The sequence below is a fragment of the Blautia sp. TF10-30 genome (genome assembly GCF_003481245.1).
GTDB classification, from domain to species: domain Bacteria; phylum Bacillota; class Clostridia; order Lachnospirales; family Lachnospiraceae; genus Fusicatenibacter; species Fusicatenibacter saccharivorans.
Genome location: NZ_QUKM01000001.1, coordinates 481,716 through 497,491, shown reverse-complemented (window position 1 = coordinate 497,491; position 15,776 = coordinate 481,716). Strand labels below are relative to the sequence as shown.

Genomic DNA, 15,776 nt, shown 5'->3' with positions numbered 1-15,776 from the left:
AATACGAAGATCCCGCAAGCAGAGCGCAGATCAGCGTCAGACCGAAAACAAGAAGAAAAGAATAAAGATATGGATGACCGGGATGATTTTCATGATTCATAGGAAGCCTGGCTTTCTGAATGTAAAATTCGTAGATAAGGATTTTCTGTGTCTAAAATTCAGTATAGCAAACGGAATTTTTTGCGTCAATGGAAAGGATTGGTTTCTCGATTTCCAAATTCATCATTTACACCGCCGAAAAAGTCTGCTAAGATAAAGAAAACTTCTTACCAAACGAGAAAACAGGAGTGATTTACATTGAAAAAGATTTTATTTATCGCAACCGGTGGCACAATCGCTTCGAAGAAGACGGAAAATGGTTTGACTCCGCAGATTACGCCGGAGGAGTTATTGTCTTATATTCCGGAGGTGGAAGGCCTCTGTGAGATTACGGCGGTGAATCCGTTTAATCTGGACAGCTCGAATGTGGTTCCGGAGAACTGGAGCACGCTGGTGAAAGTGGCGAAGGAGCATTACGAGGATTACGACGGTTTCGTCATCGCGCACGGAACTGATACGATGGCGTACACCGCGGCGGCGCTTTCCTATATGATTCAGAATTCGGAAAAGCCGATCGTCATCACCGGAGCACAGCGGCCGATCAATTTGGATATCACGGATGCAAAGACAAACCTGTCCGACAGCTTTTATTACGCCTGTGATGATGCGTCCCAGGGCGTGCAGATTGTGTTTGACGGAAAAGTCATCGCGGGAACGCGCGCGAAGAAGGTGCGGACGAAGAGCTACAATGCCTTTTCCAGCATCGATTTCCCGTACCTTGCGGTAATACAGGACCGCCGGATTCTGCGGTATCTGCCGATGCTGCCGTATGAAAAGCCGGTTCGTTTTTATGAAAACTTAAGCGATAACGTTTTTCTCTTGAAACTGATCCCGGGAATCAGTCCGGTATTGCTTCCGGCGATTTTTGAGCACTACGATGCGATCATTGTGGAGAGCTTCGGTGTCGGCGGTATTCCGGCGAGCATCAAGGAGCCGTTTTACGAGCTCTGCCAGAAGTACCCGGAAAAACTCATCATCATGTGTACCCAGGTTTCTCACGAGGGAAGCGATATGACCGTCTATGAAGTCGGCCATGAGATGAAAACCCTGTGCAACATTCTCGAGTCATACGATATGACCCCGGAGGCAGTCGCAACTAAAACCATGTGGCTTCTCGGCAACCGTCCGGATGATCATGAGAGCCGGGAAAAAGCATTCTATAAACCGATCAACTACGATACGGTCTGGAAATAAGAAAAAGAAAGACGGCAAAAAGGCTGTCACGGTCCGCAGGAAAGAAATGTTTCTGCTGGCTGTGAACGCCTCTTTTTCTTTTTGAGGAAAAAGAAATTTTCCACAAAATTTTCAGATAGTACGGACGCAAAATTGATTTTTATTGGAAGAATTGTGCAAATTTCATAGAAAAATCAGAAACAGGTTGACATCTTTTGAACATTTTAGTAGAATTGAATTCATGATGCAGTGCGGAAAACGGCGGATTTTGGATGACGAATCCAACCGCTGGTTACAGTTACAACATATGTGTGAACGATAACGATTTCGGAGGTGCATGCATGAAACGGTTAAGGTTTACAGCAGATATGACAAAAGAACAGAAGCGAAACACCGTTGAGGCGGCGCTGCTTCTTGGTTTCCAGGCAGAGACGGCAGTGTTTCCTGTTGCAGCCGCGGATGGAGAAATCCCGGTACCGGAAACAAAAGAAGAATTCCGGAAGCTGTGGAAGAAAACAGCAGATGCAGCCCCGGAGGGGTATGAGGCGGCTTCGGACCACATCGGGCCGGTTTACGACCTGGATTTCCGGGAAAAAACAGGATTGGAAAAAATGTTCCAAAAAGGTCCGTTTTTAAAAGATCAGAATCACGATTTCCTCCCGGATGCACTTGATGTAAAACTGGTGCTTCCAGAGGACGCAAGCGATGCTATGTTTCTTGCAGCGTGTGATCTGGCATACCGTTTCGGGATGGAGACGACAGGATACGAAGGAACCATTCTTGCCGAGGCGGGTTACAAGGGAAATCAGATTATTTTTGAAAAAGCAGATCAGACAGAACTGGTCCTTGGAGAGACAGACGGTGACGGCGTAAAAGTGTATCTGCGCGGAGACGGCGAAGCACTGACCGCATTCACCGCCCGCCTCTGCAATACATTTCCAAAGATCTGCGGTGAGAGAAGCTGGAAAGATCTCCTGATGGACATGGTGGATGATTTTATCCTACGCGGAGAGGACGGCCAGCTTGCCGAACTGAAAGCTTTACAGGAAAAAGAAAGCGGCGCCTATGCGGTTTACGGATCGCCGCGCTGGAGCGAAGAGCAGAAAAAAGAGGCCGGAGATGCAGAAGTTTACAATTACAAATCCGGTCAGAAAATGTACGAGAAAGTATATGAATTCCCGTGGGAGGTCGAAGTATTTGAAGAACTTCTGGAAACGGAAGTCTATCCGAAACTCAAAGAGGGAAGCACCGTAAAAATCACCGGAGCAGTCAGCGAGACCGAGAGCGTGCGCCGGAAGATGTGCGAAGCGATCGATGCAAAAATCCGCGAAGCAGGCGCTGTGCCGGAACAGACAACGATTTACTGTGCCTACAAACAGGGCTATTCCTGGCTGGCAGAAGAGATGCTTCCGCGTCTGAAAGAGGCCGGAGCCGATACGGTTACCGTTTATTTCAAACCGTTTCTCCCAGAAGGCCAGACGGAATGGAATGATGAAAACGGAGCCATCCCGTCTTACCACAACCTGAGTGCCGAGACGCCGGACAAATGGTACGACCTACCGATCCGTTATCTGCAGGAGCTGTACCCGATCGAGGATCTTCTGGTAAAAGAGCTCGGTATCGAGAGAAAAAATGTCGTATTCAAAGCCTATGAGGGAGAAGATGACATCACATATCTCTGCCAGGGAAGCAAAGAAAACAGCGTCTGCTGTGAGGATGCGTACAAGGCCGCGTGGTCGGAGCGTCCGTATATGAATGAATACCCGCAGATGGGAAAAGTTCACCCGTCGACCGGTTATATAAAAGCAGAAGTAAATGGCAAGACCATTCTTGACAAAAAAGTCCGCACCGATCTGGAAGAAATCTGGGATGTCTACCAGAGCGAAGTCCTTCCGGACTGCCGCCGCTATATCGAGGAAAAAACGGGCGGAACCGTTGCGGAGGAGATGCAGCCGTTCTTCCACGAACTGAGAATGGACATTACGGTAAGCGAGCCGGACGAGCCGACCGGTTCCCGTGAGGATCTGATCTCATCGCTTGATGCACTCCATGAGGACATGTATTTTGCGGGCGGTGATTATTTTAAAAATTACGGCATTCAGAAAGCCGGCGTGATGCTGGATGCACCGGGCCTGATTCTGCCGGTGATCCATCAGAAAGAGGGCCGGCCGGTCTTTCGCGTTACGCTGACAGAGCCGTTAAAAGATGCGGCATGCATCACAAAAGACGGAGAGACCGCTGCCGCAGAGAGAAAACGAAGTGAAGTCGAAACCTGGATTTCCGCAGTTTCGTGGGAAAACGGAGAGCTGAATTTCTATATCACAGTGAAAGGCGCAGCAGAGGCTACCGTAAAAGCATACGCAGCGCTGTGGTCGAAAGGTGTTCTTGAAAAATGCAGCTGTGTTCCTGCGGAAACAGCGCTTGTCTTTGAAACAGAAAGCGGCGCATCGTACGCGGTACAGACCCCGGAGCGGGAAGAAAAGCCAAAGGCGAAACGGATCGAGAACATCAACCTGCATGAGCACGAACTGATCGGATACGATACGTATCGGGAGATCATTGAGGAGCTGAAAGAAGTTCCGGGTATCGAGGTCTTCCGGATTGCCGTTTCCTATACAGGCCGCGAGCTCTATGCAGTCTGGCTGAAACCGGAGTACGAGGGATATCTGTCGCTGACAAAGCGTCTGGCGAGAGTGCCGAGCGAGGTGATCAATGCAAGACACCATGCAAACGAGGTTGCCTCAACGAATGCATCGTTTATGCTGCTGAAGAAACTTTTAACAGAAGATGTTTACAAAGAGCTGCCGGATAAGCTGAATCTGATCCTGATCCCGATGGAAAACGTGGACGGTGCAGCGATTCACTATGAACTGCAGAAGGAGCATCCGACGTGGAAATTCCATGTGGCGCGGTTCAATTCTCTTGGAAAAGAGTTTTACCGTCATTATTTCCAGCAGGATACGATTCACAGCGAAGCGATGGGCATCAGCCGGATTTACGAGAAATATGCACCGGATATAATGGTGGATAACCACGGTGTGCCAAGCCACGAATGGGAGCAGCAGTTTTCTGGTTATACCTCCCCGTCCTACAAAGGTTTCTGGCTTCCGAGATCGCTCTTATATGGTTATTTCTGGTATGTAATGAATCCGGAATACAAAGGAAACTATGATGTGAATAAGGTCATGGAGGATGTGATCGCAGACAAGATTGCAGCGTATCCGGAGATGAAAGCACTGAACCAGGAGTGGAGTGCACAGTTTGAAAAATATGCCCATGCGTGGATGCCGAAACTGTTTCCGGCCAATTATTATAAAGAAATGATCAATTACTGGATTCCGTATGAATCGAATCCGGCGCATGGATATTCGTCGATCCGCTATCCGTGGATTACAACCGTCGCTTATACGAGCGAGGTTGCGGATGAAACGGCACAGGGAGAATACCTGAACCTGTGTGCGCGGGCTCATGTGGCGCACGACGAAGTGACAATACAGATGCTCATGGAGGCGCGGAACGTTATGGACTGCCGCTTTACCGAGCAGGATGGAACGATTTTGACCAGCTACATACGAAAGAGACCGATGATTGTCTCTAGGTAACTGGAAGAAATACAGGATACAGGGTTGTGAAAGCACGAGCGTGCGGAGCAGCCTGTATCCAAAAAAACTACATTTTATTTAAGGAGGAGTTTAGGTATGGAACTCATCAAATTACTTGGCGTGTTAATCGTTATCGTCGGATTCGCGCTGAAACTGGATTCAATCCTCATCATTTTCCTGGCGCTGATTACGACAGGGATCGTTGGCGGCCTTGGCGTCGGCGGTCTTCTTGAGACCATCGGAACCAACTTCGTAGCGAACCGAAGCATGGCGATCTTCATGATGATCCTGCTCGTTACTGGTACGCTTGAAAGAAACGGTCTTCGTGAAGCAGCAGCAAACCTGATTAAGAAAGTTAAGAGTGCAACAGCCGGCAAGCTGATCGCTGTATACGGCGTATTAAATGGCCTGTTCGGTGCATTCAACGTAGGATTCGGCGGTGTTGCCGGATTCATCCGTCCGGTTCTTCTTCCGATGGCAGAAGGTGCGATCGAGAACAAAGAAGGTACCGTAAACGAAGAGCACTTAGAAGAAGTCAAAGGACTTGCAGCAGCAATGCAGAACTTCACCTGGTTCTTCTTCCAGGTTCTGTTTGTCGGCGGTGCCGGTGGAATTCTGGTACAGACGACACTTGCCGGTCTTGGCTATGAAGTAAGCCTGATTGACCTTGCGGCAGTTGAAATTCCGGTTGCATTATTCTCACTGGTTGTTTCCTGTGTCTATGTCATTGTAAAAGACAATCGGATTTCGAAAAAATACTATGAAAAATCAGCCGGCAAAAAGACACAGAAATAGGAGGAACACTAGATGAGCGCATTAAAAGTTATACAGGTTCCAGCCGCATTTAATACGGCCGGATTAAATATTGTATGGATTCTCGTTGGCCTGATTGCAATCTACGCGGGTATTAAAAACCTTCTGGATGAAGAAAATCCGTCCAGAATCGGAACAGCCATTTTCTGGTGTTCGTTCGGTATTGTTACAGCACTTGGCACCTGGCTTCCGGCCAAGGTTTCCGGTGTCCTTGTTATTATTATGTGTCTGCCGCCGATCTTCAAGAAAGTAAAGGTTGGAAAAACAAACGCACCGGAAAAAGCACACACCGAAGCACAGTTTAAGAAGATTGGAATGAAGATTTTCGTTCCGGCATTCTGTGTTGCTGTATTTTCCCTTGCTTTTTCACTGTTCTCCAATATGAGCTCCATGATCGCGATTACACTTGGTGTTCTCGTAGCCATTATTTTCCTGGTTGCATACGACTCGAAAGAGAACAAACCGCAGGTTTTCCTGAAAGATTCCGAGCGTTTCCTTTCCCTTACAGGACCGCTCAGTATGCTGCCGCAGCTGCTTGGCTGCCTGGGCGGTGTCTTTACTGCAGCCGGTGTTGGTGAGGTTATTGCACAGATCGTAGAGAAAGTTGTTCCGAAAGGAAATGTTAATATTGGTATCATCGTTTATGCCGTTGGTATGGTACTGTTCACCATGATCATGGGTAATGCATTTGCAGCCATCACCGTTATGACGGTTGGTATCGGTGCTCCGTTCGTACTGGCATACGGTGCAAATCCGGTAGTCATCGGTATGATCGCACTGACCTGCGGTTACTGCGGAACCTTAATGACTCCGATGGCAGCAAACTTCAATATCGTACCGGTTGCAATCCTGAATATGAAGGACCGCTGGGGCGTAATCAAAAATCAGGTGCTGGTTGGATTAATTATGCTTGTATTCCAGATCTGTTATATGATAGTATTAAAGTAAATCGTCAGGACAGACTAACTAAGGTCATCGTATTTTCCGAAAGGGAAGGGCGGTGGCCTTAACGTCCGTAAAATGGTCGACTAGATATGACAGGAGAAGGAAGAGAAACAAATGACACCGAACATGGAACGGGGGGCCCGGATCATCATCCACGAATGGGTAAGAGTAAAAGCGTGGGATAAAGTACTGATTGTGACATCAAAGGAGCATCAGGCGGAGGCGAAAGCGCTGGAAATGCAGGCGCGGAAAAAAGCGCGGTCCGTCAACACACTGATTGTTGAAAATAAAGGACGCCATGTGGGCATCTTTTTCGACGATAACGAGGCGGTCTTTGATCCCTACACTGCGATCATTGCAGCGACCGAGTATTCGCTTGTGACAACAAAAGCAGCGAAGCGTGCGATTCAGAAGCACAAAAAGTTTCTGTCGCTTCCGCTTTCGACGAACGACGGAAGAAGTCTTCTGGAGTTCGATTTCCTTTTGATGGACACGAAAAAGAGCCGCATGATGGCAAAGCTGTTTATGAAGTATCTCCGTTCATCCGGCAAAGTGCATGTGACGACACCGGCAGGAACGGATATGATGTTCTACAAAGAGAACCGCAATCCGGGATTTTTCAACGGCGTATTAAGAGACGGAAAAGGCTATTCGTCCTCAAGTATTGAGGTCTATGTGCCGATCGAGGAGACAAAGACAGAGGGCATTATGGTGCTCGACGGATCGCTGGGATACATCGGACGAGCCGATGAGCCGACGAGAATCATCTTCAAGGGCGGCAGAATCGTCGATATCGAGGAGACACAGACCGGCATCCGCTTAAAGAAGTACATGGAGGAATATTTCGATCCACGGATTTATATCGCAGGAGAGCTTGGCATCGGACTGAATTCGTGCTCGAACTGCCTCGGCAACTGCTACATTGAGGATGAATCCGCGTATGGAACTTTCCACGTAGGGCTTGGACGCAATATCGCGCTCGGCGGCGTGCAGAATGCGAAAGGCCACTTCGACCTGGTCTGCCGGGAACCCGATATTTTTACCGATAACCGTCAGATTATGGACCGGGGAAAGATTATTGCACCCGAGCCTGTGTTATATTAAAGGACAGAACCAGGAGACAAAAATTAAGAGACAAAAGGAGAAAAGACGATGAAAGTTTTATTAACAGGATTTGACCCATTTGGAGGAGAGAGCGTGAACCCGGCATTCGAGGCCATCAAACTTCTGCCGGATACCATCGCCGGAGCAGAGATCGTAAAAGTTGAGATCCCGACCGAGTTTACCAGAAGTATTTCCTGCGTGGAAGCAGCCATCAAAGAGCACAATCCGGACGTTGTCATCGATGTCGGACAGGCAGGCGGACGCGCATGCGTAACCGTAGAGAAAGTCGGCATCAACCTTGCAGACGCAAGAATCCCGGACAACGCCGGAGAGCAGCCGTCCGATGAACCGCTGCAGGCAGACGGCCCGACCGCGTACTTTGCAACGATTCCGGTCAAAGCAATGGTTCAGAACGTCCGCGAACACGGCCTTCCGTGCCACGTATCCTTCACCGCAGGCACCTACGTATGCAACTGCGTCATGTACAATGTGCTTCACCTGTGCGCAACGAAATATCAGAACATCCGCGCAGGCTTCATCCACGTACCGTTCGCATGCGAGCAGGTAGTCGGAAAAGCAAGCACCATGGCAAGCATGCCGCTGGAAACGATTGCAAAATCTCTGGAATACTGCATCGAGGCAGTCGTAACCAACAAAGAAGAAGTAGAAGAAGCAATGGGAACTACCCACTAAAACAGACTTTCAGACCGTCGTACCGGAATTTTGGTGCGGCGGTCTGCTTTTTTTGCTATTTTCTCTTTTGCAAACTATATCTTTTGTGATACAATAAGATTCGTCAGAATTTTTATGCGAAAGGAACGAAAGAAAGAAAATGGAACAGGGTAAAATTTTTAAATTTCATAATGACCTTGATACAGACCAGATCATCGCGTCCCAGTATCTGCTTCTGCCGAATCTGGATGAGATGAAAGGCCATGCGTTTGAATCGTTAGATCCGGACTTTGCAAAGAAAGTAAAACCGGGAGATTTTGTCGTAGGAGGAGAAAACTTCGGCTGCGGTTCTTCAAGAGAGCAGGCACCAGGAGTCTTAAAAGCACTCGGCGTGCAGGCCGTCATCGCAAAATCCTTCGCCAGAATCTTTTTCCGCAATGCCATCAACATCGGTCTGCCGGCGATTGTCTGTAAAGACCTGCCGGATGCCGTAGAAGACGGGGACACCATGGTCCTCCATATGTCCGAGGGAACCGCAGAGGTGAACGGCAAAACGTACACCTGCACCAAACTGCCGGAATATATGCAGAACATACTGAATCAGGGAGGCTTGATTGCCTCTTTGAACCGCGAGGAGGAGTAAGAACCATGGGAATGACAATTGCAGAGAAAATTATCGCCGCTGCAGCCGGCGTTCCGGAAGTAAAGCCGGGAGATATCCACACCGTAACACTGGATCGTCTGATGAGCAACGACGGAACCACCCATCTGACGGTTGATATGTACCGCAACAAATTAAACCACCCGCACATTGCGGATCCGAAAAAGCTCGTTTTCATCGTCGACCACAACGTGCCGTCCGACAGCCCGAAAACAGCAGCATCCCAGAAAAAGATGCGTGATTTTGCAAGAGAGAACAACATTGACTTCTGGGAAGGAAAAGGTGTATGCCATCAGGTGATGATTGAGAACTATGTCCGCCCGGGCGAACTGATCTTTGGCGCTGACAGCCATACCTGCTCTTACGGAGCACTCGGCGCATTCGGCACCGGTGTCGGCTGTACCGATTTCCTGTACGGCATGGTAACGGGAACTTCCTGGGTACTCGTACCGGAAAGCGTAAAATTCAATCTTGTAGGAAAACTGCCGGAGGGCGTTTATGCGAGAGACCTGATCCTCACCATCATCGGCGAGGTCGGCGCAAACGGATGCAACTACCAGGTGATGGAGTTTACCGGTGAGGGTGCAAAGACTTTAAGCATCAGCGACCGTATGGCACTTTGCAACATGGCAGTTGAGGCCGGCGCCAAGACCGGTATCTTTGAGGCAGATGAGAAAGCCATCGAGTACCTGAAAGAGCACGGAAGAGAGCCAAAAGAAATCTTCCACAGCGATCCGGACGCAAAATACGTCAGAGAGTACACCTTTGACCTTTCCAAAGTCCGCCCGGTTGTTGCAAAACCGGATTTCGTAGACCGCGTTGTTCCGGCAGAAGAGACCTGCGGAACGCCGATCAATGAAGCATTCCTTGGATCCTGCAACAACGGAAGAATCGAAGATCTCCGCGTCGGCGCAGAGATCATCCGCGGAAAGAAAGTTGCAGAGGGCGTCCGTTTCCTCGTTGTTCCGGCAAGTCAGACGATCTACCGCCAGGCATTAAAAGAAGGCATCATCGACACCTTCATGGAGGCCGGAGCCATCGTCATGAACCCGAACTGCAGCGTCTGCTGGGGAAGCTGCCAGGGTGTCATCGGCGAGAACGAAGTGCTGATCAGCACCGGAACCCGTAACTTCAAGGGCCGTGCCGGTCATCCAAGCTCCAAAGTATACCTGGGATCCGCTGCTACGGTAACCGCATCCGCGATTGCCGGAAAGATTGCGACGGCAGATCAGATCTGACCATTTTCTTTGAGGGATACATAATATTTTTGGGAGAATGAACATATGGAAGCATTTACAGGAAAAGTATGGGTGCTTGGAGACGATATTGATACCGATATCATTATCCCGACCGAGTATCTTGCTTTAAAGACAATTGACGATATGAAACAGTACGGCTTTTCCCCGCTCCGCCCGGAACTGGCCGGACAGATTGAAAAGGGCGACATCATCGTGGCAGGAAAGAACTTCGGCTGCGGCTCCTCGAGAGAGCAGGCACCGGAGATCATCAAGGCGCTCGGCATTTCCTGCGTTATCGCGAAATCCTTTGCTCGGATCTTTTTCCGCAACTCCATCAATAACGGCCTTCTTCTGATCGAGCAGCCGGATCTGCACGACGATATCAAAGAGGGCGACACCATCACCGTCAAGATGAATGAGCATGTTGATTACAACGGAAAAACATACCCGATCGCAGCTCTGCCGGAGAACCTGATGGATATCATTCAGGCAGGCGGCCTGGTAAAGGCAATGCGCAAGCGCAACGGATTGGATTAAGAGCGGGAGGAAGAAACGATGGGCAATACAGTAATTGAAAAAATCATCCGCCACAACACCGGAAAAGACGTAAAACCGGGCGACATTGTGACGGTCAACGTGGACAGAGTCATGATTCATGATATCTTCATCCCGTTTGTCGGCGATAAATTCGAGGAGATGGGCTTTACCAAACTGTGGGACCCGGATAAAGTCGTTCTGATCTACGACCACCTCGTTCCGGCAAGCCAGGTGGACGATACGAGACATTTCCACAAAGGCGATGAATTTGCAAAGAAATACGGCATGAAAAACGTACACAGAAGCGACGGAATCTGCCATCAGTTAATGACAGAGGCAGGTTACGTAAAACCGGGCGACGTTGTTTTCGGAACCGACAGCCACACGACGACATACGGCTGTGTCGGTGCATTCTCTTCCGGAATCGGCTACACAGAGATGGCGAGCATCCTTGGAACGGGTACGATGTGGATCAAAGTGCCGGAGACGATCAAAGTTGTCATCGAAGGCGAACTGCCGAAAAATGTGATGTCAAAAGACATTATCCTGCGTCTGATCGGTGACCTCGGTGCAGACGGCGCAACGTACCGCGCACTGGAGTTCTCAGGAAGCACCGTAGAAAATATGACCGTGGCAAGCCGTATGACGATTGCCAACATGGCGATCGAGGCAGGTGCCAAATGTGCACTTTTTACCCCGGATGAGAAGACCGCAGAATACTGCGAGATCGAACTCAATGACTATCAGAAGAGCTTAAAAGGCGATGAGGATGCAAAATATCTGTGCACCATCACCTACCGCGCCGAGGATTTTGTGCCGGTTATGGCATGCCCGTCCCAGGTAGACAAGATCCGTGATACCAGCGTTCTCGAGGGAACCCCGATCGATCAGGTCTTCATCGGTTCCTGTACGAACGGCCGTCTCGAGGATCTGCAGGCGGCAGCCGAGGTTTTAAAAGGCAAAAAAGTAGCCGACTACGTAAAACTGATCGTAACACCGGCAAGCCGCAAGATTTATCTGCAGGCAAGCAAAATGGGCATTCTCGATACACTGGCAGAGGCAGGCGCCATGATTACACATCCGGGATGCGGCCTGTGCTGCGGAAGAGCGGGCGGAATCCTCTCTGACGGCGAGCGTGTTGTAGCAACGAACAACCGAAACTTTCTTGGAAGAATGGGTACTTCTAAAGTTGAAATTTATCTGGCATCTCCAAAGACAGCGGCAGCATGTGCAGTAGCTGGAAAAATTGTGACGCCGGAAGTGTAAACGAACTTAACAGCAGAAAGGGAAAACAGACGACATGAATGGTTCAATGTTTATCGGAACCTGGTGGGCACTCGTCCCGCCGCTGCTTGCAATTCTGCTTGCATTTGTAACAAAAGAAGTTTACAGTTCCCTGTTCATCGGATCGGCAGTCGGTGTCCTTTTGTACACCGGCTTCCATCCGTGGGATGCGTTCACAAGCTTCTTTGAAATTTTACGGAACAGCATGAACATCAACATTCTGATCTTCGATATCCTGCTTGGCATGGTTGTCGTGCTGATGGCGAAATCCGGCGGCTCGGCGGCGTATGGAAAATGGGCGGGGACGAAGATCAAAACGAAGCGGAGTGCGCTTCTGGCAACGATGGGGCTTGGTGTTCTGATTTTTGTGGATGACTATTTCAACTGTCTGACAGTCGGCTCTGTCATGCGCCCGGTCACGGACAGCCACAAGGTTTCCCGCGCGAAACTCGCATACATCATCGACTCCACCGCAGCGCCAATCTGCATTATCGCGCCGATCTCAAGCTGGGCGGCAGCCGTCAACTCGTATGTGCCGGCGGATGCGGGAATCAGCGGATTCCAGCTGTTTCTGCGGACAATTCCGTATAACCTGTATGCGATCCTTACAATTGCGATGGTCTTTTACATCTGCTACACCGGCTTTGATTTTGGTCAGATGAAGCTCCACGAGGATAATGCCGCCAAAGGTGATCTTTTCACGACCGGAGGCGAGGAGTTTGAGCAGGTTTCCGAGCAGGAGGTCAATCCGAACGGAAAAGTCATCGACCTCGTGCTCCCAGTTGCCGTGCTGATTGTATCAGCGATTGGAGCGATGGTTTACACTGGCTTCCTCGGCGGCGCGGACAATGTGATTTCCGCGTTCGCAGGATGTGATGCAGAAACGAGTCTGATTTTTGCCTCCGTCGTGACGATCCTGTTTATGATGGCGCTGTATCTGCCGCGGAAGGTCATCACCTTCAAGAGCTTTATGGACAGCCTGTCCGAGGGCTTCAAGCTGATGGTTCCGGCGGTTACGATTCTCGTCTTTGCGTGGACCTTAAAAGGCGTCGGTGATGCGATGGGCCTGGCCCAGTTTGTCGGAAACGTCGTGGGAGACCATGCATCCGCAAGTATTTTTATCCCGGTGGTGCTGTTCGCAGTGGCGGTGTTCCTTTCCTTTTCGACGGGAACCTCCTGGGGAACGTTCGCGATTCTTGTGCCGATTGCAACGGGCATGTTCGCAGCCGGAACAAATCTGGAGATGATGATTATCTCGGTATCCGCCGTCCTGGCAGGGGCGGTCTGCGGTGACCATATTTCGCCGATCTCGGATACGACGGTTATGTCAAGTGCGGGTGCGCAGAGTAACCATCTGAACCACGTATCGACGCAGATGCAGTATGCGGCCGTTACGGCGTGTGTCTGCCTGGTGGGATATCTGATTGCAGCCGTGACCAGAACGTGGTGGATCACACTTGGCGTCAGCCTTTTTCTTCTTTTGGCTGTTTTAACCGGAATGCGCAGATTTTGCGCAAAAAAAGCGGAAAACGGCAAAAAATAAAAAAGAAAACAGAAAAACGCGTGAAATGCTTGACGGGAGAGAAAAAGAACCGTATACTAAAAAATAGAACAAACATTCACAGGACAACGGTGTCCTGCAAAGAAGAAGCGGAACGCTTTTGGAGCAGGAATGTGAATTGGAACAGAAGGAATTGGATTTTTCAAAGTCCAGTTCCTTCTGTTTATCTCTGTTAAAATTGCATCGGAGCTGTGAAATGCAGGAGAAGAAAGGAGGCATTCCGGGGCGAAAACGCTTTGGAAAAGGGAAGGACTGTTATGATCAGAAAGATCATAGCAGACAATGGCAAAAACAAAAAGAGGGAGAAAATATATGATATTTGGAAAGTACATTAACAAATACTACCTGAAGAATGCGCCCATTCTGATTCTCGGTCTTGCAGCGCTGATTCTCGTAGATTATTTCCAGCTTTTCATACCGGAGCTGTACCGCATGGTCATCAACGGCATGAACGGCGACCCTGTTCTGGTCAACGGCCAGGCGGCGGTGTTTGATATGGAATTTCTGCTGGATCAGGTCTGCCGGCCCATGATTATTACCATTATCGTCATGGTAGTCGGCCGTTTCCTGTGGCGAGTCTGCTTTTTCGGCTCCGCGATCCGCGTGGTGACCGATCTTCGTACCTGCATGTTCGCGCACAGCAAGGAGCTGTCCCAGGAGTATTATCAGGTCAACAAAGTCGGAAACCTGATGAGTCTTTACACGAACGATCTCGATACCGTGCAGGAGTGCTTCGGCGACGGTATTCTGATGTTCTGCGATGCGCTGTTTTTAGGCCTGCTTGCCGTGATCAAAATGTGGCGCATGAACCACTTCCTGACCGGCCTTTCCATGATCCCGATGGCATTTCTGATGGCCGCCGGCACAACGCTCGGCAAATACCTGATGAAAAAGTGGGAAGAGCGCCAGGCGGCCTTTTCCGAGCTGTCCGATTTCGCGCAGGAAAACTATTCCGGTCTTGCTGTCATCAAAGCATTCGTCAAAGAGACGAAAGAGCTGATGATGTTCCGCAGACTGAACCGCGAGAACGAGGACATCAACGTAGAATATACCAAAATTTCCACACTGCTGAACATTATGGTAACGCTGTTCGTCGAGTCCGTCATCTGCGTAATCTTAGGCTACGGCGGCTATCTCGTTTACTGCGGAAGCTTCGACGCCGGCCAGCTTGTCGAGTATATCGGCTATTTCTCGGCCGTTGTATGGCCGATCATGGCGGTCTCCATGCTGATCGAGAAAACATCCCGTGGAAAAGCGTCCTTAAACCGTATTACGGAACTGCTTGACGCAAAAGTCGATGTGAAGGACCGCGGCGGTGTGCAGGATCTGCCGTCCATCCATGGAAAAATCGAGTTCCGCAATCTGACCTTCCGCTATCCGGACGGGGAGTACGATGTGCTGAAAAACGTATCGTTTACCATTGAGCCGGGCGAGAGTGTCGGCATCGTCGGAAAGACCGGTTCCGGAAAAACGACCATCGTCGATCTGCTGCTCCGCACCTACAACGTGCCGGACGGAACGCTGTTCATTGATGACCACGATGTCAACACCGTTTCCATCCACACCGTGCGTGAGGGCTGTGCCTACGTGCCGCAGGACAACTTCCTGTTCTCCGACACGATTTCCGGCAATATTTCCTTCGCCTTTGATGACGAAAACCAGGAGGCCATTGAGGATGCGGCGATGATGTCCGATGTCCATGACAATATCGCAGAGTTCAAAGAGGGCTACCGCACCGTTCTTGGCGAGCGCGGTGTGACGGTTTCCGGCGGACAGAAGCAGCGAATCTCGATTGCGCGTGCGCTGATGAAACACGCACCGATTCTGATTCTCGACGATTCCGTCTCTGCGGTCGATACCAAAACAGAGCGCACGATTCTCGACAATCTCAAAAAACGTGAGGGACTGACGACAATTCTGATCGCACACCGGATTTCAATGGTGGAGCAGATGGACAAGATCGTGTTCGTCGAGGACGGAGAAGTTCATGCAGTCGGAAAACACGAGGATCTGTACCGGACCTGCACGGCGTACCGCAAGATGGTCGATCTGCAGAAACTTGAAGAGGAAGCGGGGGAGGAGTAGAA

At 49.9% G+C, this 15,776-nt stretch carries 12 protein-coding genes; all 12 read left to right on the top strand.

The window, feature by feature from the left end:
- Positions 1–297: 297 nt before the first annotated feature.
- The 12 genes from DXD02_RS02235 to DXD02_RS02180 all read left to right on the top strand — a co-directional run bounded on the left by DXD02_RS02235 (position 298) and on the right by DXD02_RS02180 (position 15,774).
- Positions 298–1,293: an asparaginase gene (locus DXD02_RS02235; protein WP_117509129.1), complete on the top strand. Its 996-nt coding sequence runs from the start codon at positions 298–300 to the stop codon at positions 1,291–1,293.
- 320 nt (positions 1,294–1,613) lie between these two features.
- On the top strand, positions 1,614–4,874 hold the full coding sequence (locus DXD02_RS02230; protein ID WP_243106332.1) for a M14 family metallopeptidase: 3,261 nt from the start codon (positions 1,614–1,616) through the stop codon (positions 4,872–4,874).
- Between the two features lie 96 nt (positions 4,875–4,970).
- Complete coding sequence (locus DXD02_RS02225) at positions 4,971–5,669, top strand: DUF969 domain-containing protein (protein WP_117800806.1); 699 nt, start codon at positions 4,971–4,973, stop codon at positions 5,667–5,669.
- 12 nt (positions 5,670–5,681) lie between these two features.
- On the top strand, positions 5,682–6,635 hold the full coding sequence (locus tag DXD02_RS02220; protein ID WP_022462495.1) for a DUF979 domain-containing protein: 954 nt from the start codon (positions 5,682–5,684) through the stop codon (positions 6,633–6,635).
- A gap of 111 nt (positions 6,636–6,746) precedes the next feature.
- Positions 6,747–7,736 (top strand): peptidase, encoded by a 990-nt coding sequence (locus DXD02_RS02215; protein WP_243033763.1) that lies wholly within the window; start codon positions 6,747–6,749, stop codon positions 7,734–7,736.
- 48 nt (positions 7,737–7,784) lie between these two features.
- Positions 7,785–8,429, top strand: coding sequence for a pyroglutamyl-peptidase I (pcp, locus tag DXD02_RS02210; protein WP_118666319.1), 645 nt, complete (start codon positions 7,785–7,787; stop codon positions 8,427–8,429).
- Positions 8,430–8,568: 139 nt separating this feature from the next.
- Complete coding sequence (locus tag DXD02_RS02205; protein ID WP_055218301.1) at positions 8,569–9,051, top strand: LeuD/DmdB family oxidoreductase small subunit; 483 nt, start codon at positions 8,569–8,571, stop codon at positions 9,049–9,051.
- A gap of 5 nt (positions 9,052–9,056) precedes the next feature.
- Positions 9,057–10,307, top strand: coding sequence for a 3-isopropylmalate dehydratase large subunit (locus tag DXD02_RS02200; RefSeq protein WP_055218299.1), 1,251 nt, complete (start codon positions 9,057–9,059; stop codon positions 10,305–10,307).
- Positions 10,308–10,352: 45 nt separating this feature from the next.
- Complete coding sequence (locus DXD02_RS02195; RefSeq protein ID WP_022462500.1) at positions 10,353–10,844, top strand: LeuD/DmdB family oxidoreductase small subunit; 492 nt, start codon at positions 10,353–10,355, stop codon at positions 10,842–10,844.
- An 18-nt stretch (positions 10,845–10,862) separates the two neighbouring features.
- Entirely contained in the window at positions 10,863–12,110 is a 1,248-nt protein-coding gene (locus tag DXD02_RS02190; protein ID WP_055218295.1) for a 3-isopropylmalate dehydratase large subunit, read from the top strand.
- 34 nt (positions 12,111–12,144) lie between these two features.
- A complete protein-coding gene (locus DXD02_RS02185) occupies positions 12,145–13,671 on the top strand; it encodes a Na+/H+ antiporter NhaC family protein (protein WP_118666318.1) in 1,527 nt (508 codons plus the stop codon).
- A 330-nt stretch (positions 13,672–14,001) separates the two neighbouring features.
- Positions 14,002–15,774 (top strand): ABC transporter ATP-binding protein, encoded by a 1,773-nt coding sequence (locus DXD02_RS02180; protein ID WP_158580100.1) that lies wholly within the window; start codon positions 14,002–14,004, stop codon positions 15,772–15,774.
- Positions 15,775–15,776: the final 2 nt, after the last annotated feature.